Annotated in this window: 21 protein-coding genes; 17 read left to right on the plus strand and 4 right to left on the minus strand. The window is 32.2% G+C overall.

Annotated features, from left to right (window positions below):
• Positions 1-59: 59 nt before the first annotated feature.
• Positions 60-650: a glutathione peroxidase gene (locus P6733_RS05925; RefSeq protein ID WP_306350919.1), complete on the minus strand. Its 591-nt coding sequence runs from the start codon at positions 648-650 to the stop codon at positions 60-62.
• Between the two features lie 133 nt (positions 651-783).
• Positions 784-3,972, minus strand: a complete 3,189-nt coding sequence (locus P6733_RS05930; RefSeq protein WP_306350921.1) for a cytochrome c biogenesis protein CcsA — start codon at positions 3,970-3,972, stop codon at positions 784-786.
• Between the two features lie 321 nt (positions 3,973-4,293).
• On the opposite strand from P6733_RS05930, the gene rlmF reads away from it, so the two are divergent.
• The 12 genes from rlmF (at position 4,294) to P6733_RS05990 (ending at position 18,052) form a co-directional block, all read left to right on the plus strand.
• Positions 4,294-5,232, plus strand: a complete 939-nt coding sequence (gene rlmF, locus P6733_RS05935) for a 23S rRNA (adenine(1618)-N(6))-methyltransferase RlmF (RefSeq protein WP_306350922.1) — start codon at positions 4,294-4,296, stop codon at positions 5,230-5,232.
• Positions 5,233-5,356: 124 nt separating this feature from the next.
• Positions 5,357-7,003, plus strand: a complete 1,647-nt coding sequence (locus tag P6733_RS05940) for a DKNYY domain-containing protein (RefSeq protein WP_306350924.1) — start codon at positions 5,357-5,359, stop codon at positions 7,001-7,003.
• A gap of 97 nt (positions 7,004-7,100) precedes the next feature.
• Positions 7,101-7,865, plus strand: coding sequence for a Rossmann-like and DUF2520 domain-containing protein (locus tag P6733_RS05945; protein WP_306350926.1), 765 nt, complete (start codon positions 7,101-7,103; stop codon positions 7,863-7,865).
• The gene (locus tag P6733_RS05950) at positions 7,849-8,376 is read left to right on the plus strand and encodes a KdsC family phosphatase (RefSeq protein WP_306350928.1); all 528 of its coding nucleotides are present in this window, start codon (positions 7,849-7,851) and stop codon (positions 8,374-8,376) included. Before P6733_RS05945 ends, P6733_RS05950 begins: the two co-directional genes overlap by 17 nt.
• Positions 8,377-8,429: 53 nt before the next feature.
• On the plus strand, positions 8,430-9,335 hold the full coding sequence (locus P6733_RS05955) for a geranylgeranylglycerol-phosphate geranylgeranyltransferase (protein WP_306350930.1): 906 nt from the start codon (positions 8,430-8,432) through the stop codon (positions 9,333-9,335).
• A complete protein-coding gene (locus P6733_RS05960; protein ID WP_306350933.1) occupies positions 9,328-9,918 on the plus strand; it encodes a Maf family nucleotide pyrophosphatase in 591 nt (196 codons plus the stop codon). Before P6733_RS05955 ends, P6733_RS05960 begins: the two co-directional genes overlap by 8 nt.
• Before the next feature lie 8 nt (positions 9,919-9,926).
• Positions 9,927-10,481 carry a mechanosensitive ion channel domain-containing protein gene (locus P6733_RS05965; protein ID WP_306350934.1) on the plus strand — a complete coding sequence of 185 codons (555 nt, stop codon included), beginning with the start codon at positions 9,927-9,929 and terminating at the stop codon, positions 10,479-10,481.
• 215 nt (positions 10,482-10,696) lie between these two features.
• A complete protein-coding gene (locus P6733_RS05970) occupies positions 10,697-11,173 on the plus strand; it encodes a hypothetical protein (protein ID WP_306350936.1) in 477 nt (158 codons plus the stop codon).
• Between the two features lie 152 nt (positions 11,174-11,325).
• On the plus strand, positions 11,326-13,836 hold the full coding sequence (locus P6733_RS05975; protein ID WP_306350938.1) for a PIG-L family deacetylase: 2,511 nt from the start codon (positions 11,326-11,328) through the stop codon (positions 13,834-13,836).
• Positions 13,837-13,985: 149 nt separating this feature from the next.
• Positions 13,986-15,707: a sodium:solute symporter family protein gene (locus P6733_RS05980; RefSeq protein ID WP_306350940.1), complete on the plus strand. Its 1,722-nt coding sequence runs from the start codon at positions 13,986-13,988 to the stop codon at positions 15,705-15,707.
• Positions 15,708-16,094: 387 nt separating this feature from the next.
• Positions 16,095-17,447 (plus strand): hypothetical protein, encoded by a 1,353-nt coding sequence (locus P6733_RS05985; RefSeq protein ID WP_306350943.1) that lies wholly within the window; start codon positions 16,095-16,097, stop codon positions 17,445-17,447.
• 17 nt (positions 17,448-17,464) lie between these two features.
• Positions 17,465-18,052 (plus strand): DUF6705 family protein, encoded by a 588-nt coding sequence (locus P6733_RS05990; protein WP_306350945.1) that lies wholly within the window; start codon positions 17,465-17,467, stop codon positions 18,050-18,052.
• Between the two features lie 149 nt (positions 18,053-18,201).
• Here the strand turns inward: P6733_RS05990 and P6733_RS05995 are convergent, their stop codons facing one another.
• Entirely contained in the window at positions 18,202-19,047 is an 846-nt protein-coding gene (locus P6733_RS05995; protein ID WP_306350947.1) for a DUF2911 domain-containing protein, read from the minus strand.
• A 156-nt stretch (positions 19,048-19,203) separates the two neighbouring features.
• Between P6733_RS05995 and P6733_RS06000 the strand changes: the two genes are divergently transcribed.
• Entirely contained in the window at positions 19,204-19,677 is a 474-nt protein-coding gene (locus tag P6733_RS06000; RefSeq protein ID WP_306350948.1) for an SRPBCC family protein, read from the plus strand.
• A gap of 48 nt (positions 19,678-19,725) precedes the next feature.
• A complete protein-coding gene (locus tag P6733_RS06005; protein WP_306350949.1) occupies positions 19,726-21,012 on the plus strand; it encodes a cryptochrome/photolyase family protein in 1,287 nt (428 codons plus the stop codon).
• 21 nt (positions 21,013-21,033) lie between these two features.
• Here P6733_RS06005 and P6733_RS06010 read toward each other — a convergent pair whose 3' ends face one another.
• Positions 21,034-21,693, minus strand: a complete 660-nt coding sequence (locus P6733_RS06010; RefSeq protein WP_306350950.1) for an HAD family hydrolase — start codon at positions 21,691-21,693, stop codon at positions 21,034-21,036.
• A 157-nt stretch (positions 21,694-21,850) separates the two neighbouring features.
• On the opposite strand from P6733_RS06010, the gene P6733_RS06015 reads away from it, so the two are divergent.
• The 3 genes from P6733_RS06015 to P6733_RS06025 are packed head-to-tail and all read left to right on the plus strand — an operon-like array spanning position 21,851 to position 23,295.
• Entirely contained in the window at positions 21,851-22,393 is a 543-nt protein-coding gene (locus tag P6733_RS06015) for an RNA polymerase sigma factor (protein ID WP_306350951.1), read from the plus strand.
• Positions 22,394-22,423: 30 nt separating this feature from the next.
• On the plus strand, positions 22,424-22,840 hold the full coding sequence (locus P6733_RS06020; protein ID WP_306350953.1) for a hypothetical protein: 417 nt from the start codon (positions 22,424-22,426) through the stop codon (positions 22,838-22,840).
• A 2-nt stretch (positions 22,841-22,842) separates the two neighbouring features.
• Positions 22,843-23,295 (plus strand): sensor of ECF-type sigma factor, encoded by a 453-nt coding sequence (locus tag P6733_RS06025; protein ID WP_306350955.1) that lies wholly within the window; start codon positions 22,843-22,845, stop codon positions 23,293-23,295.
• Positions 23,296-23,308 lie beyond the last annotated feature (13 nt).

The raw sequence follows: 23,308 nt of genomic DNA on the forward strand, positions 1-23,308 counted from the left end.
AGATAATCCTTCTTTAATTTGAAGGATTATCTCTTTATGTACTGATTTTAAAAAATAAACTAAGCTTTAATCCAGTTTACAACTTCTGGATCAGTAGGCAATGTTTTTGGTCCAATTACTTTTTCCAATTCGCCATTTGTATTTAGTAAATATTTTTGGAAATTCCATTCTACTTCAGAATCTTGTAATCCATTTTTAGATTTCTCTGTTAGGAATTTATAAATTGGTGCCATATCCTCTCCTTTCACAGAAATTTTGTCCATCATAGGGAATGTCACACCATAATTTTGTTCGCAGAAAGTAGCAATTTCTTCATTTGTACCTGGCTCCTGACTAGCAAAATTATTTGCTGGAAAACCTACAATAACAAAATTTTGATCTTTATATTCATCATAAATTTTTTGTAAGTCTTTATATTGTGGTGTTAATCCACATTTTGAAGCGGTATTCACTACTAATATTTTTTTCCCTTTTAATGAGGCAAAATCAAATTCTTTCCCATAAAGGTCTTTTACTTTAAACTGATAAATACTTTCTTTAGTCATAGATTCATTTTTTTCGTTAATTGCCATAGTATCTTCTTTTTTAGCTTGATTTTGACAACTCGCTAAAACCACTATAGCACAAACAGCAGTTATTATTTTTTTCATAATAGATTTGGTTATTTTTTTCGATTATAAAATTACAAATTATTGAATTCAACCAAATTAAACTTTTGTTAAACCTTTAAATAAAATAGCCCCTGAAATACATCAGAGGCTATTAAATTAAACTTATATAATCTTATTTCTTATAAAACTTCTTGTATTTCAAATAAGAGAAGAATCCTATAATTGTTACAAATGCTGTCGAATAATAAACAAAATCTGGTGTTACTACTTTATCTCCACTAGCATAAGAATGTAATCCTGTTAAATAGAAATTCACTCCAAAATAAGTCATCAATACTGAACTGAAAGATGCCACACTAACTAGATTAAAAATCCATCTTCCACGTAGTGCAGGAACTAATCGCATGTGGATTACAAATCCGTATACCATGATACTAATTAATGCCCATGTTTCTTTTGGATCCCATCCCCAATAACGACCCCAGCTTTCATTTGCCCATTGTCCTCCTAAGAAGTTACCAATAGTCAACATGACAAGACCAACAGTCAATGCCATTTCAGTGATGTATGTTAATTCTTGGATATTTAAATCCATCTTCATTTTGTTATTCTTGTTCGTGAATATCATCAAGAATAATGATACTAATCCTAATACCATACCTAAAGCAAATGGTCCGTAACTAGCTACAATAACTGCCACGTGAATCATTAACCAATATGAGTTTAATACAGGCTGTAGATTAGCAATCGCCGGATCCATCCAGTTCATGTGTGCTACCCATAGAATCATTGCTGCTACAAACGTTGTTGAAGCTACTGTTAAATGTGACTTTCTTCCAAATGCTAAACCAAAGAACATCGTTGCCCATCCTACATAAATCATCGATTCGTAAGCATCACTCCACGGTGCATGACCAGAAATATACCAACGTGCAATTAATCCTGCAGTATGTAAAGCAAATAATATTCCAACGAATATATGGCTTCCTTTCACCATGATATTAATAAACTTTCGTTCTCTGAAAATTTTAAGTATCGTAAAAGTAAACATCACAATTCCTGCAAGAAAATACCATTGATATAGATTCTTGAATATATCATATTTATTGTATAAAATCTCTAAATCTATTTTACGATCGGTAGGTCTAACTTTACTTCCGTATTTCTTTTGAAATCCTTCTACACTTTCTACCAGCTTATCTGCATTTTTATATCCATCTGTTTTATTAGCTTCATTTAAAGCTGACATATATAGCGGTAAAACATTTTTCGTGTAAATTGAATCGATCCCTTTTATTGGTGTTTCATTCAATTCTAGGTAGGAAACCCATTTATTATTTTCATCAAAAGGAATTGGGAAAATCTTTAAAATACTTCCGCTTAAAGCAGTGTATAAAAGGTCAATTTTACGAGCGGTTTCAATAAAATCTTTTTGAAATTGATTTGGAACAGCAGCATGATTTGCATCTTCAAGAACTTGTGCTAATTTATAATTTCCTCTTTCATCAAAGAAACTTACTAATGGTGCATATTTAGTTTTAACATCTACTCCAATAATCTTACGAAGACTGTCATTCCCTCTTTTCAAATATACTAATGGTACATTGTACCAAACTTGTGGGAATTGTGTCATGGATAAGAATACCTGATCAGAGTTTAATCCTTTGTAATGATCATCATTACTTACTTTACGTAACAATTCAGAAGAAAACGTATTAATCGGTTTCATTCTTCCTTTTCCATCTTGAATTACAATTTTACCAAATTTAGCAGCGTGATCTTTGCTTACTGTAAATTTCATAATCAATGAATCGGCTTGTGCCGCTGTAGGCAATTGTACTTCAGTATGGTCTTTATCTCCTACATGCTCTGCATGACCAGGATGATCTGCATGTTCTTGGGCAAAGCCATTAAAGCTCAATAAAAGAACTAGAATGGATAGTAATTTTGCTTTTTTAGCTTTCACTTTATCTAATTTAACTTTCAAATCACCAAAACGAGTATTCTTATCGAATAAAATTGCCATTAGAGCAAAATACAATAAGAAGTAACCAACATATGTAATCCATGTTCCCCACTCATCGTGGTTTACAGAAAGTATTGTTCCTTTTTCATCTGGATCAAACATGGCTTGAAAGAAACGATATCCTTTATGATCTAAAATATTGTTCATGTATATTCTTGCATCAAATTTTTTCTCTGGATCAAGAATCGTCACCTGACTTTCAAATGAAGCATAATTCTTTTCGGTGCCCGGATACTTCTCTGCAATAAATTTGTTTAATTTAATTTTGAACGGCAAAGTATACACTTTACTTCCGTAGAAAAGTGTGTATTCTAAATTCCCAAGTTTAAAGGATTGTGGTTCACCCATCTTTCCTTTAGCCCCTAGTAACGTAACTGTTTTTTCTTGTCCTTCGGATTTTACTTTTAAAACTAGAGCATCATCGCCTTTTGTTTTATAATCGTTGTTCGATTCAAAATCCATTACTCCTTTAATTGCTAATTCAGGAAAAACAAATTGTGTACCTCCTAAATTATATAATGAACGCATCATTAAAGGTTGTACGGTATCTTTTGCTACACTACCTTTAAATTGATCAGCCATACGCATAAAATTACCTTCAAAAGGTGTTTTAATAGTATAGGTATCTCCATCTTTCATAACATTAACAGCACCTTCAGTCGGTTTGTTGAATGCAAACAATACATTATGAATATTTTGTACTTCTCCTTCTTTCAAGAAATGCTCGTGACGTGTTCCATCACCAGACTCAACAAGTTTGATATAAAATACCCCATTCTTATCTTCTTTGACAAACTCTTTCGCTCCCATTACAAAGTTCTCGTAAGTTACTTCGAATGGAATATTGTTAAACTTATCTTGAATTGAAAATTTATTCATTCTTGGAGTCGCTGCCGAAAATAGCTTGTGTTCCTCATACGTACGACGTTTCATTTCGCCTTGGTATTCTCCGTCAACAAAAAGAGTTAAATACGTTTTATCAGAAAACACCTGATTTTCAGTAGCTCCTTCACGGATTGGCATAACTCCCTCATAACTGATATAACGCGTTACAAAAGCTCCTAATAGGATGAAAATAAAAGAAAGGTGTAATAATAAAGTCGCCCATTTTTCTTTTTTATGCAATTGGTAACGTTTAATGTTTCCAATAAAATTAATCATAAAAAAGACCATGATTGCTTCGAACCACCAAGCATTGTAAATTAGAATTCTTGCGGTATCGGTATTGTAGGCATCTTCAATAAAAGTTCCTATTGCCATTGCTAAAGCAAAGGATAGAAATAAGATAGCCATTAATCGAGTAGAAAATAAAAAAGAGAATATTTTTTTATCCATGATAGCGGGATGTTATTTTTTTGTAAACTTGCGCAAAAGTAAGTAAAATACTTTGAAAGGAATGTGAATTCAGCAATAGAAAAACCGCTTTTTAACGGTCATTTGAAGTCTTTAACATAAGTTTAGGAAATCCAGCAAAATATCGTAATACTTGTTTATATTCGTTATAAATAACAACTCTTCGCATTCTAAATTTCATTGGAATTTTATACAAAAATTCAGGGAACACCGTAAGTATTTTTATATTTGCAAATAAATTGGGCCAATATGTCTAATTCTTGATTATTACTAGGTTTCATGGCCTAACAAAGAACAATCCAAATGATGCCAAAATCAAAAGCTATTTCAGCAGAGAAAACAAGTCTTCATCCCCGAAATAAACATCGATTTTCGTACAACTTCCCTGAACTTATCAAAAGCTGTCCAGAACTCGCTCCTTTTGTTTTTACAAATCAATATAAGACTGATACCATTGACTTTGGTAATCCAGAGGCTGTGATGAAATTGAACTATGCTTTATTAAAACTTCATTATGGAATTACCTATTGGGATATTCCCAAAAACTTTCTTTGCCCTGCAATTCCAGGACGAGCAGATTATATTCATTATTTAGCCGACTTACTGAGAACAACAATATCTTCTAAAAAAGACAAAATGATTTTAGATGTGGGTATTGGCGCCAATACTGTCTATCCGCTTATAGGTCATAAAGAATACAATTGGAACTTTGTAGGAACAGACATCAATCCTATTGCATTAAAAACCGCTCAGGAAATCATTTCTAACAATGACTTAAATGAGGTTATTGCATGCCGATTACAACCCAATCCAAAGAACATATTTCTAGGTATCATACAACCTAATGAATACTATGATGCTACTTTATGCAATCCACCTTTCCATAGTTCTGCCCTAGAAGCTACTTCTGGAACACAACGAAAATTAAAAAATTTACAAGGCAAAAAAGTGAAGGATACTGTTCTCAATTTTGGTGGTCAAAATGCTGAATTATGGTATGATGGTGGTGAAATTGGTTTTATCAATCAAATGATTGAACAAAGTGTTCTCTTTCAAAAGCAATGTTTTTGGTTTACCACTTTAGTTTCTAAAAAAACCAATCTACCACTTATTTATAAAGCTTTGAAAAAAATAAAAGCCGTAGATATCAAAACAATTGAAATGGCACAAGGTCAAAAAATCAGTCGCATTATTGCTTGGACATTTCTATCTACTGAGGAACAACTTTCTTGGAAAAAATAATTATTTAAAAATTCAAAATAGATCCTAATTTCCTAATTATTAATACAATCGGTAATAATTAAAAATCTTTTTCTAGTTTAGTATCCTATTATAGCACTATCATAGATTACTAAACGAAAATAACATGCCGAAATATCCTTTTTATTATATTATTTTTTGTCTCTTCTCTTTAACTTGTTGTTCCCAACAAAATAAGAATATTATAACAGATCCTATTATTGATCCATTACTAGAGGTCAGTCTCAATGAATGTCAATATCTTGATAGCCCAATTTACATTATCAATAGTAATTATGTTATTTACGAAAACTGTAAAATTCGAAAATATATTAATGCTGATATAAATACTTTTCATTTACCAAAATACGACCAAAGTCGCTTATTTGCCTTGGATAAAAATGGCGTCTATTACAATGGTGAATTAATTCCAACTGATACTACAGGATTTGTAATTATTGGAGAAGGCCGAAATCCAAAAAAAAGAGAGATGCTTTGGAAAACAAAAACAAAATTATTCACTAATACTACCGAAATAAAAGGTCCTGATGTTGCTACTTTCAATACTATTGAATGCTCCAATGGGTTGTATTATAAGGACAAAAATTATGTTTATTACTATGATACCAAAATTGAAGGATCAGATGGCACTACAGTATCTGCTTCCTGTGATAATACCTGCTATGATAAAAACTATCTTTATGTTGATGGAAAAATCGCAAAATTTGGAGGTAAGCCACTAAAACCCATCAATGATGTACTTTCAAAGACATCTACTGTTGTCATTACACGGGATCAAAAAAGACAATCAGGAATTGATGCTTTGACGCTTAAACCATTATCTAGAAAGTATTCAATGGATAAAAATCATGTCTATTATGAAACTTCCAAAACACCGATTAAACCAAAAGATTTTTCAAATGTAAAAGTATGGGATCAAGTCAACAGAACCTATGTTACAGATGGAATTATGGTATATTATGGCAATGACCAACCCGAACCTGATTTTGATACTAAGTCTTTTGGAATGTTACCACATTCTGATTTTTGTTTTGATAAAAATGGGGTGTATGAGAGAGAATACATCGAAAAAACGGGTAAAGTAATTAATAGCAAATTTCCTTTCAAATACACTACAGCAGTAACAGACAAAAACACTTTTATTACCAATAACTCCCGATATATCATTTATGAAAACCATGCTTATGACCCATGGGACAAGGAATTATATGAAAATTTAAGCCCAGAACAAATCCGTTTAATCAAAAAGGATAAATTGACTTTATCCAAAACGGAAGGAAATAATGAGTCTAAAATCGTTTTTGATTATTCACTTTATAAATCTGAAGACAAAATTTATTGGAAGGAAAAACCAACTAATGCAGATGCTAAAACCTTCGAACAATTTGGATATTATTACTTCAAAGACAAGAACAATCTCTACTCCTATAGTCCAAATAATGGCTTACTTCCAATGAATGGAATTGATGTAAAATCTGTTAAGGACTTCAATGGTTTGCTTATGGATAAAAATTACATTTATATGGGTACTAATCGTATTATTAAAAGTGAGAATGCAACACTGCTAGCTATTTTTACAGGATATCGAAAAGGTTGTGGATCCGATCAAGTACCAGGTTCTAATTTTTATTTATTTCACAATGTTGATGGTTATTGGTTAGCACTTATTTCTACTACTGTCAAAATCCGAAATCTAGGTACAACTTTAAAACCTGATTGGAATAAAAATAACACCAATTTTGAGCTCCAATAAAGACTATTTTTGTAGAAAACATTATTAAAACAGAGCTAAAGGATAATATCTATCGGTTCTCTTTTTATAGTTCGATTTTTCTCAATATTTTAGCCAAATGATTCAAGTGACTATTATTGGTTCGGGAAATGTGGCACAACATCTCATCAGTGCTTTTAGCAAAAGTACTGTTGTAGAAATTGCTCAGGTATATTCTCGTCATAAAACCATACTCCATCCAGTAATTCCTATCGATAAAATAGTGAATGATTTTTCATTATTGAGAAAAGTAGACTTGTATATTATAGCCGTTACGGATGATGCAATTGAACAAGTGGCACATCAACTTCCTTTTGAGAATGAGTTAATCGTTCATACTTCTGGAAGTGTAGCTATGGAAGCCTTGGGAACAAAAAATAGAATTGGTGTTTTCTATCCATTACAAACGTTTACAAAAGACAAAGCTGTTAATTTTAAGGACATTCCGATGTGTCTAGAAAGTGGTGATGAAAAAGATTATCCAATATTAGAAAAAATAGCTCAATCTATTTCTGACCATGTTTTTAATATTAATTCAGAACAAAGGAAAGCAATACATGTAGCGGCAGTATTTGTTAATAATTTTGTAAACAATCTATATCAGATTGGGAATGAAATCTGCCTTGAGAATAATGTTCCATTTGACATCTTAAAACCGCTTATTACAGAGACTGCTTCAAAAATTATGACACTCGATCCGGTAGCCGCTCAAACGGGTCCTGCAAAACGAAATGATCAAAAGACAATTGATAAACATCTTGATTTTCTTCAAAACAAACTTCATAAAGATTTATATAAACAATTAACACAATCGATACAACAAAGCAATGGCAAGAAATTATAAAGAAATAATGAATGATATCACCACGTTTATTTTTGACATAGATGGTGTATTAACCGATAGTACAATCTCTGTTACCACAAGTGGAGAAATGTTACGCACAATGAATATTCGTGATGGTTATGCCATTAAAACAGCCATTGAAACAGGATACAATGTTTGCATTATTTCAGGAGGAAGCAATGAAGGAGTTCGCGTTCGAATGAAAGGACTTGGAGTTACCGATATTCATTTAGGAACCCATAATAAAGTGGAAACTTTTAATGAATACCTTAAAGCAAATAATATTCAAGCAGGCCAAGTATTATACATGGGTGATGATATCCCAGATTACCACGTAATGAAATTAGTTGGTTTGGCTACTGCACCACAAGATGCTGTACCGGAAATAAAACAATTATGTAATTATATTTCCCATATCAATGGCGGTAGAGGATGTGTCCGTGATGTGATAGAACAAGTAATGAAAGTACAAGAAAAATGGATGTCTCATTTTGATGCACAATTTGATTAATCTACAATCCAAATAGCTATTCCCACATTAATCACAAATGCTCTATCATCCCTATGCTAAAATTTTTCAAACTTATACGTTATCAAAATTTACTGTTGTTGGCATTAGCCCAATTGGTTTTTCATTTTGGATTTCTAAAACTCCAAAATATTCCTTTAGCATTGCAAGATTGGCAATTTATATTACTCGTTATTGCAACAGTACTTATTGCTGCTGGAGGTTTTTTAATCAATCAAGTTTTTGAACCCCGTTCAGATTCAGCATTAATTGGAGATTTATTCACTGAGGACAAAGCCTATAATTATTATGCCGCTTTAAATATTGTTGCTGTAGGTATTGGATTTTATTTAGCCAATAGCATTGAAAAACCTAGTTTTGCTGCCGTATTTGTTGTGGCTTCTGCTACTCTGTATGTTTATGCAACAAGCTTAAAGCAAATGCTTTTAGTGGGTACAATTGTCGTTTCCATGCTTGCTGCATTCAGTATTATTGTCATCGGATTATTTGATTTATTTCCTGTTGTTACAGCAGAAAATCAACCTTTAATGGCTGTACTTTTTCAAATTCTAGTGGATTATGCCGTATTTACTTTTACACTATTATTGATTAGGGCATTAGTTAAAGATTTACAAAATGTAAACCAAGATTACAATCTTGGAATCAGCACTTTACCAATCACATTAGGAGCGCAAAGAACAAGCAAATTGGTTTTTGGATTATGTTTAATTCCAATTGCTTTATTAGTATATTACATCAACACCTATATTTTTGAATTACAATGGGCTATGGGTTATGCTATGCTTTTCATTGTAGGTCCACTACTCTATCTTATGATTAAAATGTGGGGCGCCAAAACAACAAAGGATTATCAAAACTTAGGTATCATTTTACAAATGGTACTACTTTTTACAATACTATCCATTGTAGTGATTACAATTAACAGACAATATTATGCTTAAAGAAAAATTCAAAGACTATAAAATCATATTAGCTTCTGGTTCGCCTAGAAGACAACAATTCTTAAAAGATTTAGGTATCGATTTTGAAATCCGTCTAAAAGAAGTGGAAGAGATATATCCTGATCATTTGAAAGGGGAAGAAATCACCACTTTCTTAGCTATTTTAAAAGCAAATGCCTTTGAACATGATATACAACCCAATGAAATTGTTATCACTAGTGATACTATTGTATGGCACCGTGATAAAGCAGTAGGCAAACCCAAAGATTACGATGATGCCTTTTCTATTCTAAAATCATTATCCAATGCTACACATCAGGTAATTACCTCTGTATGTTTCAGAACCTCGGAGACTACTTTTACATTTCATGAAACAACCGAAGTAACATTCAAAAAATTAGATGATGAAGTGATTCAATATTATCTAGAAAACTTTAAGCCCTATGATAAAGCTGGTGCTTATGGGATTCAGGAATGGATTGGATTAGTTGGTATCAGTAAGATTGTAGGTTCCTATACTAATATCGTTGGACTTCCCGTTGATAAAGTCTATGAAAATTTGGTTAACTTCACGAATAAATAAAATTCATAATGATTAAAGAATATTTAAAAGAAATAATTAGCTCTGGAATTGTTATAATCCTTATGATTATATCACGTTTTGTTGTTTCCTTTTTAATTCGAAGCTTTGCCAAAGTATCGCAAAGTCTTGAACACAGAACCAAACTAGTAATTAAATACATCAATATCTTTATTACACTATTAGGATGTTTAGCACTATTCTTTATTTGGGGTGTTCAACCTAATAATTTATTTGTAGCCCTTTCTTCTGTTTTTGCCGTTATAGGTGTCGCCATGTTTGCTCAATGGTCAATATTAAGCAATATCACTGCGGGAGTAATATTATTCTTTTCTTTTCCTTTTAAAATTGGAGATATCATTCATATTCATGATAAGGATTTTGCTATTGAAGATGCTGAAATTACGGATATTAAAGCTTTTCATATCTATTTAAAAACGAAAGACGGTGAACTAATCACTTATCCTAATAATTTACTATTACAGAAAGGAATTACAATCGTAAATCATAAAACTGAGACTAAAAAAGAACCACAAGATCACAATAGTCAATATACTAGTCATTAATTTTTAAATTTAGTAAAATCTCTTGTCTTTTTTGTATTACACATAAAAACAAGATGTTACATAATTTTTATTTTAAGAAAAATATCACAAAAAATTAAATTTAAAACAATTCATCTGTTCTAAAAATATTACGGCACAGTTCTTGAAAATTGCAATAAAGCACCGAATGAAAATACAAGTAAAGTGCTTTATTATAAATTTAAAAGATAACAAAGATGAAAACCCTACAATTTATTTCCCTCGGAATTGTATTATTTTTTTCCAATGCAATCCATGCACAAGTATCTGTAAATGTAAACATTGGTACGCCACCCGCTTGGGGTCCACCAATAACAGAACAAGTTCGCTATTATTATTTACCAGATGTAGAAGCGTATTATGATATCAATTCCTCTATGTTCCTCTATTTTGGTACAAAAGGTAAATGGATTAGAGCGCGTAATTTACCTCGAGCTTACCGCAACTATGATTTATACAATGGTCAAAAAGTAGTGATTAATAACTATTATGGTTCATCTCCTTATGTTTATTACAAAAAACATAAAGCAAAATATCATGGACATCATTATGAATCAAGAGAGCACCGAGGTAATCGAAAAAATTATGTTTACAACTCGAATAGATCACACGATGACCGAGATCATCATGATCATGGAAAAAAAAGAAAAAATAGAGATCACGACGATGATTAAAAATTAAAAGTTTCAAAAAGAAGAGGTACAATTGTATCTCTTCTTTTTTTGCATGGAATTCATGGTAACTTTCTGTTAAAGAAAAAATAAAATAGAGTTGTAATTTCGATTAATTACTATATTTGAATCATTGCCAAATTAATCATCTTACTATGCATAAGCTTACTTATCAAGCAGTTCTATTCTTATTTTTTATTTCTCAAATCGCATTAGCCCAACAGCCCGCAAAACCTAATTCGACAGAACTTTATAACCAAATAAAGAAACTAAATTTCTTAGGGTCTGTGCTCTATCTTGCTGCACATCCTGATGATGAAAATACACGTCTTATTTCCTACATGTCCAATGAGCAGAAAGCCCGAACAGGTTATTTGTCATTAACTCGAGGAGATGGAGGTCAAAACTTAATCGGTACTGAACTTAGAGAACAACTCGGCGTTATCCGAACACAAGAGTTGATTGAAGCTCGTAAAATTGATGGTGGAGAACAATTCTTTACCAGAGCCAATGATTTTGGTTTTTCAAAAGTCCCAGACGAAACATTAGCCATTTGGAACAAAGAACAAGTATTGAGTGATATCATTTGGACCATCCGAAAATTCCAACCGGATGTAATTATTAATCGTTTCGATCATCGTTCCCCCGGGACAACACACGGTCACCATACTTCTTCTGCTATGTTGAGTGTGGAAGCTTTTGACTTAGCCAACAATAAAAATACATTTCCAGATCAATTAAAACTTGTTGATGTATGGCAACCAAAACGATTATTATTCAACGTATCTTGGTGGTTCTATGGAGGAAAAGACAAATTTGATAAAGCTGACAAAAGCAAATTAATCCATTTTAAAACTGGTGTTTATTATCCTGAGTTAGGAAAATCGAACCAAGAAATAGCTGCTTTAAGCCGAAGCAGACACCAATCTCAAGGTTTTGGTTCTACAGGAAGTCGTGGTGATGATATTGAATATTTGGATCAAATTAAAGGTGATAAGGTAAAAGATGAAACCAACTTATTTGAAGGTATTGATACTTCATGGAATCGCGTAAAAGGAGGAAATGCTATTGGGGAAATAGTTACTGAAATAGAGAAGAATTTTGATTTCAAAAATCCTTCTGCTAGTATTCCTAGTCTTGTAAAAGCCTATACTTTAATTCAAAACTTAGAGGACAAGCATTGGAAAGAAATTAAAACCGAGGAAATTAAAAAAATTATTGCAGGATGTGCTGGTCTTTATTTAGAGGCTGTATCAGAAACACAATCTGCTACTCCCGGTAGTACCGAAAAACTAAATCTAGAAGCTATTAATCGTTGTATTACCCCAATAAAACTAATTGATTACACACTACTTCCTCAGCAAAAAACTGTATCTCAAAATCTTGATTTAAAAAATAACGAAGGTCTAAATATAGAAACGCTAATAGAGTTTCCTGAGAATACTGCTTATACTGAACCTTATTGGTTAAAGGAACAAGGAACATTAGGCATGTATCGTGTTGATAACCAAGAATTAATTGGTATTCCAGATATAATACGTACGGCAAAAGTGGTATTTAAAGTTCAAATTAATGACGTTACTATTCCTTTTGAGCGCCCAATCGTCTATAAATATAACGACGAAGTAAAAGGAGAAGTTTACAAACCATTTGATATTGTTCCGGATGTAACTTCAACAATATTGGATAAAGTAAAAATATTCAATGATAATACTGCAAAAACAATTGGTGTACAAATCAAAGCTGGTAAAGACAATGTAGTAGGACAATTACATCTTGAGGCTCCAGCAGATTGGAAAATTACCCCGCAACAAATCCCGTTTTCAATCAATAAGAAAGATGGAACTCAAACCGTTTATTTTGAAGTTACACCACCCGTTATTGCTACAGAAGCAACCTTAAAAAGTATTGCAACGCTCGATAATAAATCCTTCAATAAAGAGCAAATTATCATCAATTACAGTCATATCGCAGAACAACAAATTTTAAAACCATCTGAAGCACGATTAATCAAACTGGACATAAAAATCCGTGGAAATAAAATTGCTTACATCATGGGAGCTGGGGATAATATCCCTGAAAGCCTAGGTCAAATGGGATATCTGGTAGAACAAATTAAACCCGAAGAGATTAATTCTGAAAAATTGACTAATTTTGACGCCGTTATTGTAGGTATTCGTGCTTATAACACGGTTGAATCTCTTGCTTTCAAACAAAATATCCTGTTTGATTATGTAAAAAAGGGAGGAACAATGATTGTACAATACAACACTAACGGTAGATTAATTACTAAAAATATAGCGCCTTATCCTTTAAAAATCTCTAATTATCGAGTTACCGATGAGAATGCCGAAGTTCGTTTCCTAGTACCCAATCACAAAGTATTAAATTTCCCCAACAAAATAACATCCAATGATTTCAAAGGATGGGTTCAAGAACAAGGATTGTATTATCCTGATGAATGGTCAAAAGAGTTTGAAGCAATTCTATCCTCAAATGATGATAATGAAAGTCCTAAAAATGGCGCATTATTAATTGCTGCATATGGTAAAGGCCATTACATTTATACTGGATTAAGTTTCTTTAGAGAATTACCTGTAGGTATAGCCGGAGCCTATCGCTTAATGGCTAATCTCATTGCAATTGACCAACCAGAGAAGATATAATACTAGATAGTATATACTAATAAGATTAATGAAGTAAAATGAAAAATAAACCTCCAAAAACGTGGAAGAAAATATATTCTTTGGTATTGATTGCCAATGTCATATATATATTGTTTTTTTATTTCTTAATGCATTTTTTTTCATAACCTATGCAAACTATTGACTGGATTATACTAATCGTTACTCTGCTTTTTATTGTCATATATGGTACATTAAAAACCCGAGGAAGCAAGAACGTTAAAGATTACATTTTAGGAAATAATGAAGTTCCTTGGTGGACTGTAGGTCTTTCAGTAATGGCTACACAAGCCAGTGCTATTACATTCCTTTCCGCACCAGGTCAAGCCTATCATGATGGAATGGGCTTTGTTCAGTTCTATTTTGGCTTACCCTTAGCCATGATTATCATCTGTATCACTTTTATTCCAATTTATCATCGCTTAAAAGTATATACCGCTTACGAATTTCTAGAGCAACGTTTCGATTTAAAAACTCGTTCACTTACCGCTCTATTATTCCTTGTACAAAGAGGACTTTCTACTGGTATTACTATATACGCCCCAGCCATCATCTTATCTTCTATCTTAGGATGGAATCTTAATATGATGAATATTATCATTGGAGTCTTAGTTATTATTTATACCGTAACAGGAGGAACCAATGCCGTAAACGTCACACAAAAACATCAAATGTTTGTGATTATGACCGGGATGTTTATTGCTTTCTTTTTTATTGTAAGTAACCTTCCTAAAGAAGTAAGTTTTTCAAATGCTTTACAAATTGCAGGAATCAATGGGAAAATGAATATTGTTGATTTTTCTTTTGACCCAAAAAGTCGATATACCTTTTGGAGTGGGATTACTGGTGGTTTATTCCTAGCACTTTCTTATTTCGGAACAGATCAATCGCAAGTAGGTCGCTACTTAGGTGGTAGGTCTATTAGAGAAAGTCAATTAGGATTAATCTTCAATGGCTTGTTAAAAGTACCCATGCAGTTTTTCATCCTATTAACTGGTGTAATGGTATTTGTTTTCTTTCAATTCCAATCTTCTCCTTTAAACTTTAATCCCAATAGTAAGGTCGTTGTTAATAAATCTCCTTATGCTGAAGATTATAAGAAACTGGAAAATCAATTGGAGGAGATTACTCAGGACAAAAAAGAGTTTACTTTACAATATTCAAGTCAATTGAATCAGAATTATGAAAATGCTACGCTAAAACATAAAATACTAGCCCTCTCTTTAAAAGAAAAAGATATTCGTGACCAAGCAAAAGAAATTATTAAAAAAGCCGATGATGCCGCCGAAACGAATGATAAAGATTATGTCTTTATCCATTTCATATTACATTACCTTCCGCAAGGACTTGTAGGGCTTTTAATCGCTGTTATTCTATCGGCTGCAATGTCATCTACCGCATCTGGTTTAACGGCCTTAGCTTCCACTACAACAATCGACATTTACAAAAGAAATTTAAAATCGGAAAAATCAGATCAGCATTTCGTAAATGCTACAAAAGTATTCACTTTATTATGGGGATTAGTCGCGATACTATTTGCTTGTTATGGTACATTATTCGAAAACCTAATACAGTTTGTTAATATCATTGGATCCGTATTCTATGGTACGATTCTGGGAGTATTTTTAGTTGCCTTTTACTTTAAGTTTGTAGGCGCTAAAGCTATTTTCTGGGCAGCAATAATTTGCCAATTATCCATCTTTTATATATTCTGGTTGGATTTAGTTAGTTTCCTATGGCTTAATATCATTGGCGCAGTACTAACAATCCTTCTATCAATGTTATTACAAATAATCTTCAAGAAAGGAAAGGGATCTGGACCAGAACCAACAATGGAAATTATAAACGAGTAAACCAAAATACCATAAGATTACTCCAAAATCAGTTAATTATTTTTCAATATCTTATATAAACCAGTCAGGATTTCTTGACTGGTTTTCTTATTTATACCCCTCTTCAAATAGGCTTACATCTGTATTCAAAATGTACTCATTAATAGATATTCGAAGAAAAACAGACTCCAAACAAAAATTGAGCCTATTCAACCATCAAAAAGAATTACCTCTTCCCTCTTTATCCTTTTAAGAATATATCTTGCCTTCTGATGATATAAAACATACACTATCAAACAATTAAAACCTTGAAAGGTCTTAAAGTTAATCCCTAAGAACCTGTATTTACATGTTGTCTCAATACTATTTCAAAATAGTAACGAAATCATGAACTAAAAACATCTGAACATGAAGGTAATTTTACGGAAAACTCTAAAAATCATAACTTTTACAGCCCTAATGTTTATATATGGTTGTGAGATTAATGAAGATTATTTAAAGGAAAATAAGTATCAACAGGAAATAAAAATTTCAAATATTGAATTTAAAGATTTACTAAAACGAAATGATTTTAATACTGCATTGTCCATAATAAAACCTGAGAAAAGAACGAACCTTTTTGATCGAACAATTATGGAAGAGGAATATGGTTTTACCATTGCCGATGCTCCTGCTAAAGTAATTGAGACAGCAAACACAACTACGTTTACTTTATTAATTATACGAAATAATTCCAATGACAATGAATTTGAGAACTTGGTTATTGCTCTAGATAGTCTGAATCAGACTCAAGCAGTACTTGTAAAATATAAACCTTTTGTCCCGATACAACAAATTGCATTAAACCATCTTATTTTTAAAGGAAACATTGAACTCACACCGATTACCTATAACGCCAATTTAACTGAAGCTAGAACACGCTATGAATGTTTAACCATTGTTACGTCAAGATGTACTGGTCGTCCTTATGATTGTGGTGGTCAAATATGTGGGTATAATTACAGTCATTCTTGTGGCTTTAATAGTGATTATACCCCTCCAAACGATGGCAGTGGAGGGGGTGGAAGTACTACAACGGGACCAGGTGTAGATCTCATGACCACAATCAATCATCAAGATCTCCATGCGAGCAAACTGGGTGCTATAACAAACAATAACCTTGTATATTCCAAAATGGCCGATTTAAAAAATAGAGTACATGATAATAAGGAACATGGATATGAGTTTACTACTCATACAAATGGTACTTTTATACCATCGGATTTATTGATTGGACAACAAACTGGGGTACCATTTCCAGCGGTACAAATCAACACAAAATTGAGAATCCATGTACATCATACACAACTCGAAGCCATACCGTCTGGTGCAGATGTTCTAGGCTTCGCCTTTTTGTACTATAATAAAGTAAATATGGGTGCAACCGATGCTCTGGAAGTAACCTCGATCATCATGAGTAACAACATTAATTATGCCCTGCGCGTTACAAACCCGGCTAAACTGCAAAGCTTTTTTAATGATTATAATGATCTTAGTTTAATTAATGCATCTGGGAAAACCTTTGGTGATGCTGTAGATTATTTATTTAAAAACATTAGCAAACAAGCAAATGATAAATGTAATGGCGACTGTACAGATGCTGAATACGATGCTTTATTAGAAATGTATTTTATGGAAGCGCTTAAAGATTTAAATTGTGGGATTAGCCTGTATTATGCCCTACCCACGGATAGCAATTATTCCTGGGAAATTATAAAATAACTTAAATTGTAAAAATTATGAAAACAATAGTAACACTATTACTAGCTCTGTACATTCATACAGTCAGTTTTGCACAACGCCCACAGTGGACTACGGTTTCGTTAGAAAACAAAAGCTACACAACAGAGCACTACATCTATTTTAAGGATATCAATCACTCCTTAGACAAATTCATAGGGACGTGGATCTACAATCAGGGAAATGACTCTTTTAAAATTACTTTTATTAAAAAACTAAATCAGCCCAGTCCTATTAATCACTTTCAAAAACTAGATCTCTTAATAAGCCACTACGAATACAAACAAAACGGGACGATAATATTTGAAACCTATACCACTAACTTTAGCTTGGTTGATTATGTACTACTAAAAGATTCTGATAACATGGTAATGCTATATGGCGAACCCTCCTTTACCCATCCTTCAAAAAAAAGAATTGGAGATTTACTGGTTACCTACTCTTTAAACTCAAGCAATCAGCCGATCCTTACCTGGGTGAGAACAGATTATCCAGTACGTGAACTGCCCATCCCTTACCGAGGTTATACAACTTCTGATATTTCCGATTTTATCGCACCAGCAAATATGATTCTTATAAAAGAATAAAAAATTTCTATAAACTTAATGTTACCATTATTTACAAAACCAAAATGTCCCGTTTAAAATAAGTCAGCATAGTGTTAACTTATTTCTAAACGAGACATTATTAAGTAAAACCAATCAACCTATTTCAGGGTGGTTTATTTTATATAGAATTATTTTCTACTCCACTCAGCAATAGAATCTTTATTCATTTTTACATAATCATTATTCCCTGCTTTTTCAGAAGCAGTCAAAGATAATTTTGCAGTTTCAATCGCTCCTTTTTTATCTCCTAATTTTGCTTGAATTAATGACTTCAGTCTCAAGAACCAAAAAGCATCATTTCCTTTCATTTCCACAGCTTTATTTACCCATGTTAATGCTTTATCTAAACTTGTATTAGATTGGTAGTAATATTGAGCTGAACCAAAGTAATCATCAGCTGTTGGTCCTGCAAGTGTTGCTTTAATACTTTCTGCAGCGATTTTTTGAGTCGGCACTTCAAATTTTACTGGTACAATTGTCTTATCCCAGATAATTTCAAGTTCAGCAGAATCATTCGTAATATTATTCAAATCAATTGTAAAAGTATCTACCGTTCTACCTAATAATACGGGTACTACATTCGTTCTTAAAGCTACTTTTTTCTCATTGAACTCATTTGGAAGTCCCCAATTGTCAATGTCTTTATAAAAAATAACTTCCCATTTATCTACTTTAGGAATGGTATACAAAGAATACTTTCCTTTTGGTAATGTTTTACCGTCAATAACTACATCATCTCCGAAAGTAATGATTGTATTACTATTCGCTCCTGTTCTCCATAATTTTCCAAATGGTACTAAATCACCAAAAATGTTTCTGCCTTTAGTACTTGGTCTTGAATATTCGATATCTACATTTGTTAATCCAACTACTTGCTCTGATACAGATTTAGGACTCGCTGCTGGAGTTTTCACTTGTGCAACGCTAAACAATGTAGTGAGCAGAAATGCTGAAGAAATTATAATTTTTTTCATAAAAAATTTGATTAATTGTTTTTAAGATGGGTACGAATTTAGTTAAATTATTGATTCTAAAATGTTAATCATTACCTAAATAAATTATTTTTTTGTTTAAGTTTTAATCTAAATCATTAAACATTATTTATCTTTACGTTCCAAAAGAAATCACGAATGAAACTGTATACTCTCCGTTCCAAACAAGAATTACCCATTACTGCCAAAGAAGCTTGGGAGTTCTTATCGAATCCACAAAATTTAAAACGCATCACACCAGAACATATGGGTTTTAAAATAATATCGGACGACGACAGACCGATGTATGCAGGGCAAATTATTCAATATAAAATTACACCATTATTAGGCATTCCTATAACATGGGTAACTGAAATCACACAGGTTAGTGATCAATCTTTTTTTGTAGATGATCAGAAGTTTGGCCCCTATGCATATTGGCACCATAAACATTTTATCAAAGAAATCGCTGGTGGTATTGAAATGGAAGATATCATAGATTATAAAATGCCTTTTGGTTTTTTAGGGCAACTATTACATCCCCTATTGGTAAAACCTAATCTGGATAGGATATTCAAATACCGTCAGGAAAAACTAGCTGAAATTTTTGGTATTTATAAAGAACCTTCATAAATGCATTCGTAAATAACATCGAAACATTTTTAATTTTTACTCAATCTTATGACATTATTCTGGTTCAGACGAGATTTACGATTGCATGATAATCTAGGTTTATTTGAAGCCCTAAATCAAAATACGGCTGTATTGCCCATCTTTATATTTGATAAAAAAATACTTTCAGAACTACCAAATAACGATCCCCGAGTAACCTTTATTCATCAGCAACTTACCAAAATTCAAAAACAACTGAATAGCATTGGGAAATCTCTCGCTGTATTTTATGATGAGCCAGAGGTTGTGTTTCGTCGATTAATTCAGAAAAACAAAATCACACAGGTTTATACAAATCACGATTATGAGCCATATGCTCAAAAAAGGGATTTGGCAATTACACAATTACTTCAGCAACATGCCATTGAGTTTAGAACCTTTAAAGATCAAGTCATTTTTGAAAAAAGTGAAATTGTAAAAGAGGATGGTACACCTTATGTTGTATATACACCTTATATGAAAAAATGGAAAGAGAAATTCAAACCTGAATTAATCCAACCTTATCCTTCCGAAAATTTATTACACTCTATTGCAACGCATAGTTATCCCTTTCTTCAATTAGAAAATATTGATTTTGAAACCTCAACTATTCTGGCGATGCCTTATGCTCTATCTGATGATTTGGTGACTCATTATGAGCAAACACGAAATTTACCTTCCATAGCCGGCACTTCTATGTTGAGTACACATCTCCGATTTGGTTCGGTTAGTATTCGTGAAATAATTCGATTCATTATTGAGAATCCAAAAGAAACCTTTTGGAATGAATTAATATGGCGTGAGTTTTTCATGCAAATTCTATGGCATTTTCCTCATACTATTCATAAAAGTTTCCGACCAAAGTATGATGCCATACAATGGTCAAACAATGAAGTTCTATTTCAAAAATGGTGTGATGGAAATACAGGATACCCTTTTGTTGATGCAGGAATGCGGGAACTTAACGCAACTGGTCATATGCACAACCGCGTTCGAATGGTAGTAGCCAGTTTTCTATGCAAACATTTATTAATTGATTGGCGTTGGGGAGAAACTTATTTCGCGCAAAAACTATTGGATTATGAACAATCCAGTAATGTTGGAAATTGGCAATGGGCAGCAGGAAGTGGTGTCGATGCAGCTCCGTATTTTAGAATATTCAATCCTTCTGAACAACTTAAGAAATTCGATCCAGATTTTATTTATACTAGAAAATGGGTTCCAGAATTTCAGGAGTTAACCTATACTTTACCAATTGTAGATCATAAAGAGGCTCGTGAAAAAGCCCTTAAAGTATATAAAGCCGCTGTTCAGTAAACAACGGCTTCGAAATGTTTATTAGTTTTTTATATCTCTCACTTTAGCAAAATTCAACTCATTAAAATGGTTGACAATAATATCTGCCTGAGATAAATCTTGTAATTTAGAATGGATGCTATTATAACCTACACAATAAATATCGGCTGCCTTAGAAGCTTGAATACCATTCGTTGAATCTTCAATGACAATGCAATGTTCTTTTGGTGCTTTCGATAAAGATGCCGCATGAAGAAATATAGCTGGGTGTGGTTTTGATTTTGGAAAATCTTCTCCACTTACAATATCTGTAAAATATGGATAAAGATTAAATCTTTTAAAAATTCGGTCGATTGTTACTTTAGAAGCTGAAGATGCTAATATCAATTGAATACCATTATGATGCAAATCTTTAATCAATTGCTCAACGCCTTCTAACAATTCAAGGTCTTTTTTATAATCAAAAGCATCATTAAATATTGCTCTTTTACGATTCACTAATACTTCCGTATCCTCCAGAATATTAAATTGCGATTTTATTTTTTCATATACATTTTTTGTAGAGTTTCCTGTAAAAGTGGTGAACATTTGTTCGGAAATATCAATTCCTAATTCATCAAAATGTTGGAAATAAGCATAACGATGTACAGGTTCAGTATCTACTATTACCCCATCCATATCGAATATTACAGTCTTAATCATTGGTTGTGTTGTTGTTTGTGCAAAAGTAGGTATATTTCAAAGATTTAATACCATCAAATTCATTCCTGTAAACAATCAATTTATAGAAATTTCTATTTTTATAATCATAAGATTAAACCTTTTCAATTATCTTTAGTCTTACTTATAAAGATTTCTTTTGCAACAGGAACATGAATTTATCCAAGAGTTATTAAATCCAAAAACGCAGAACAAAGCGTTTCAGCAACTCTTGTCTGAATATCAAAAACCGCTCTATCGTCATATTCGAAATATTGTATTGAACCATGATGATACCGATGATGTATTGCAAAACACTTTTGTAAAAGTTTTTCATAACCTGAAAAATTTCAAAGGAGAAAGTAAACTTTTCTCATGGATTTATAGAATTGCCACGAATGAAGCGCTTACATTCATTTCTCAAAAAGCCAAAAAAAATGGCACTACCAGTGAAGCTTTACAAAATAGCGTTGTAGCTAATTTACAGGCAGATGTCTATTTTGATGGTGATGAAATTCAACTGAAATTACAAAAAGCAATTGCATTATTACCTGAGAAACAACAACTGGTTTTCAAAATGAGGTATTTTGAAGAATTAAAATATGAAGAATTATCTGAAATTTTAGACACATCGGTAGGAGCTTTAAAAGCTTCATATCATCATGCTGTTAAAAAAATTGAAGAATATATGACCAAGAATTAAACCTTTTATAAATATCAATGTCTAATAGTTATGAACAATTTTGACTTACATAAACATCCAAAAATAAATTCAGGTTTTAAAACCCCTGAGCATTATTTTGATGATTTTTCGGCAAAAATAGTACAACAACTACCCGAAGCAGATACTAGTAAGGTAATTCCATTGTTTGGTTCTAAACTAAAATGGATGTCCGCAATAGCCGCTGTATTATTAATAGCTATATCAATTCCTTTACTGAATCAATCTTCAGCTAAAGCAAATGATATTGATACCGCGACATTAGAAAATTACTTGAGCGATCAATCTAATGTTAGCCAATATGATGTGATTAATTTATTGAATACCGAAGATATAAAAGATATAAAAATTGATCTAGCGCTGGATGATAAGGCTATGGAAGATGTATTATCTCAAAACAATAATTTAGAACTTTACTTAAACGAATAATTATGAAATTTAAAACCTTATTTTCACTATTTCTACTCCTTTGTGCTCTGACTTCTTTTGCGCAAGATGGACAAAGTAAAAAAGAACAAATTCAGGCTTTGAAAAGTTCATTTTTCACTACTGAATTAGCATTAACCTCTAATGAAGCAGAGAAGTTCTGGCCTATTTACAATAGTTATGATGATAAACAGTATGAACTTAGACATGATAAAATGCATGCGCTTATTCGTAAAATGAAAGATGGATCGGTAGATAAAATGAGTGATAAAGAGGCATTGGTTTTTCTAAGTCAGATTGACAATGTTGAAGATGAATTATACCAAAACAGAAAAAAATTAGTATCCGATTTAAAAACCGTAATTAGCCCTGTAAAAATCATAAAGCTTAAAAAAGCAGAAGATGATTTCAATAGAAAATTACTTAAACAATACCGCGACAAAAAGGATAAAAAATAATTTCATTTCCAAA

Source organism: Flavobacterium aerium, assembly GCF_030766725.1.
Classification (GTDB): domain Bacteria; phylum Bacteroidota; class Bacteroidia; order Flavobacteriales; family Flavobacteriaceae; genus Flavobacterium; species Flavobacterium aerium.

Excerpts from the sequence above, each read along its gene's own strand:
- P6733_RS05940 (WP_306350924.1), top strand. The coding sequence starts at position 5,357 with ATGCCGAAATATCCTTTTTATTATATTATTTTTTGTCTCTTCTCTTTA.
- P6733_RS05975 (WP_306350938.1), top strand. The coding sequence starts at position 11,326 with ATGCATAAGCTTACTTATCAAGCAGTTCTATTCTTATTTTTTATTTCT.
- P6733_RS05945 (WP_306350926.1), top strand. The coding sequence starts at position 7,101 with ATGATTCAAGTGACTATTATTGGTTCGGGAAATGTGGCACAACATCTC.
- P6733_RS05990 (WP_306350945.1), top strand. The coding sequence starts at position 17,465 with ATGAAAACAATAGTAACACTATTACTAGCTCTGTACATTCATACAGTC.
- P6733_RS06005 (WP_306350949.1), top strand. The coding sequence starts at position 19,726 with ATGACATTATTCTGGTTCAGACGAGATTTACGATTGCATGATAATCTA.
- P6733_RS05955 (WP_306350930.1), top strand. The coding sequence starts at position 8,430 with ATGCTAAAATTTTTCAAACTTATACGTTATCAAAATTTACTGTTGTTG.
- P6733_RS06010 (WP_306350950.1), bottom strand. The coding sequence starts at position 21,693 with ATGATTAAGACTGTAATATTCGATATGGATGGGGTAATAGTAGATACT.
- rlmF (WP_306350922.1), top strand. The coding sequence starts at position 4,294 with ATGATGCCAAAATCAAAAGCTATTTCAGCAGAGAAAACAAGTCTTCAT.
- P6733_RS05950 (WP_306350928.1), top strand. The coding sequence starts at position 7,849 with ATGGCAAGAAATTATAAAGAAATAATGAATGATATCACCACGTTTATT.
- P6733_RS05985 (WP_306350943.1), top strand. The coding sequence starts at position 16,095 with ATGAAGGTAATTTTACGGAAAACTCTAAAAATCATAACTTTTACAGCC.
- P6733_RS05995 (WP_306350947.1), bottom strand. The coding sequence starts at position 19,047 with ATGAAAAAAATTATAATTTCTTCAGCATTTCTGCTCACTACATTGTTT.
- P6733_RS06000 (WP_306350948.1), top strand. The coding sequence starts at position 19,204 with ATGAAACTGTATACTCTCCGTTCCAAACAAGAATTACCCATTACTGCC.
- P6733_RS05960 (WP_306350933.1), top strand. The coding sequence starts at position 9,328 with ATGCTTAAAGAAAAATTCAAAGACTATAAAATCATATTAGCTTCTGGT.
- P6733_RS05965 (WP_306350934.1), top strand. The coding sequence starts at position 9,927 with ATGATTAAAGAATATTTAAAAGAAATAATTAGCTCTGGAATTGTTATA.
- P6733_RS06020 (WP_306350953.1), top strand. The coding sequence starts at position 22,424 with ATGAACAATTTTGACTTACATAAACATCCAAAAATAAATTCAGGTTTT.
- P6733_RS05925 (WP_306350919.1), bottom strand. The coding sequence starts at position 650 with ATGAAAAAAATAATAACTGCTGTTTGTGCTATAGTGGTTTTAGCGAGT.
- P6733_RS06025 (WP_306350955.1), top strand. The coding sequence starts at position 22,843 with ATGAAATTTAAAACCTTATTTTCACTATTTCTACTCCTTTGTGCTCTG.
- P6733_RS05930 (WP_306350921.1), bottom strand. The coding sequence starts at position 3,972 with ATGGATAAAAAAATATTCTCTTTTTTATTTTCTACTCGATTAATGGCT.
- P6733_RS05980 (WP_306350940.1), top strand. The coding sequence starts at position 13,986 with ATGCAAACTATTGACTGGATTATACTAATCGTTACTCTGCTTTTTATT.
- P6733_RS05970 (WP_306350936.1), top strand. The coding sequence starts at position 10,697 with ATGAAAACCCTACAATTTATTTCCCTCGGAATTGTATTATTTTTTTCC.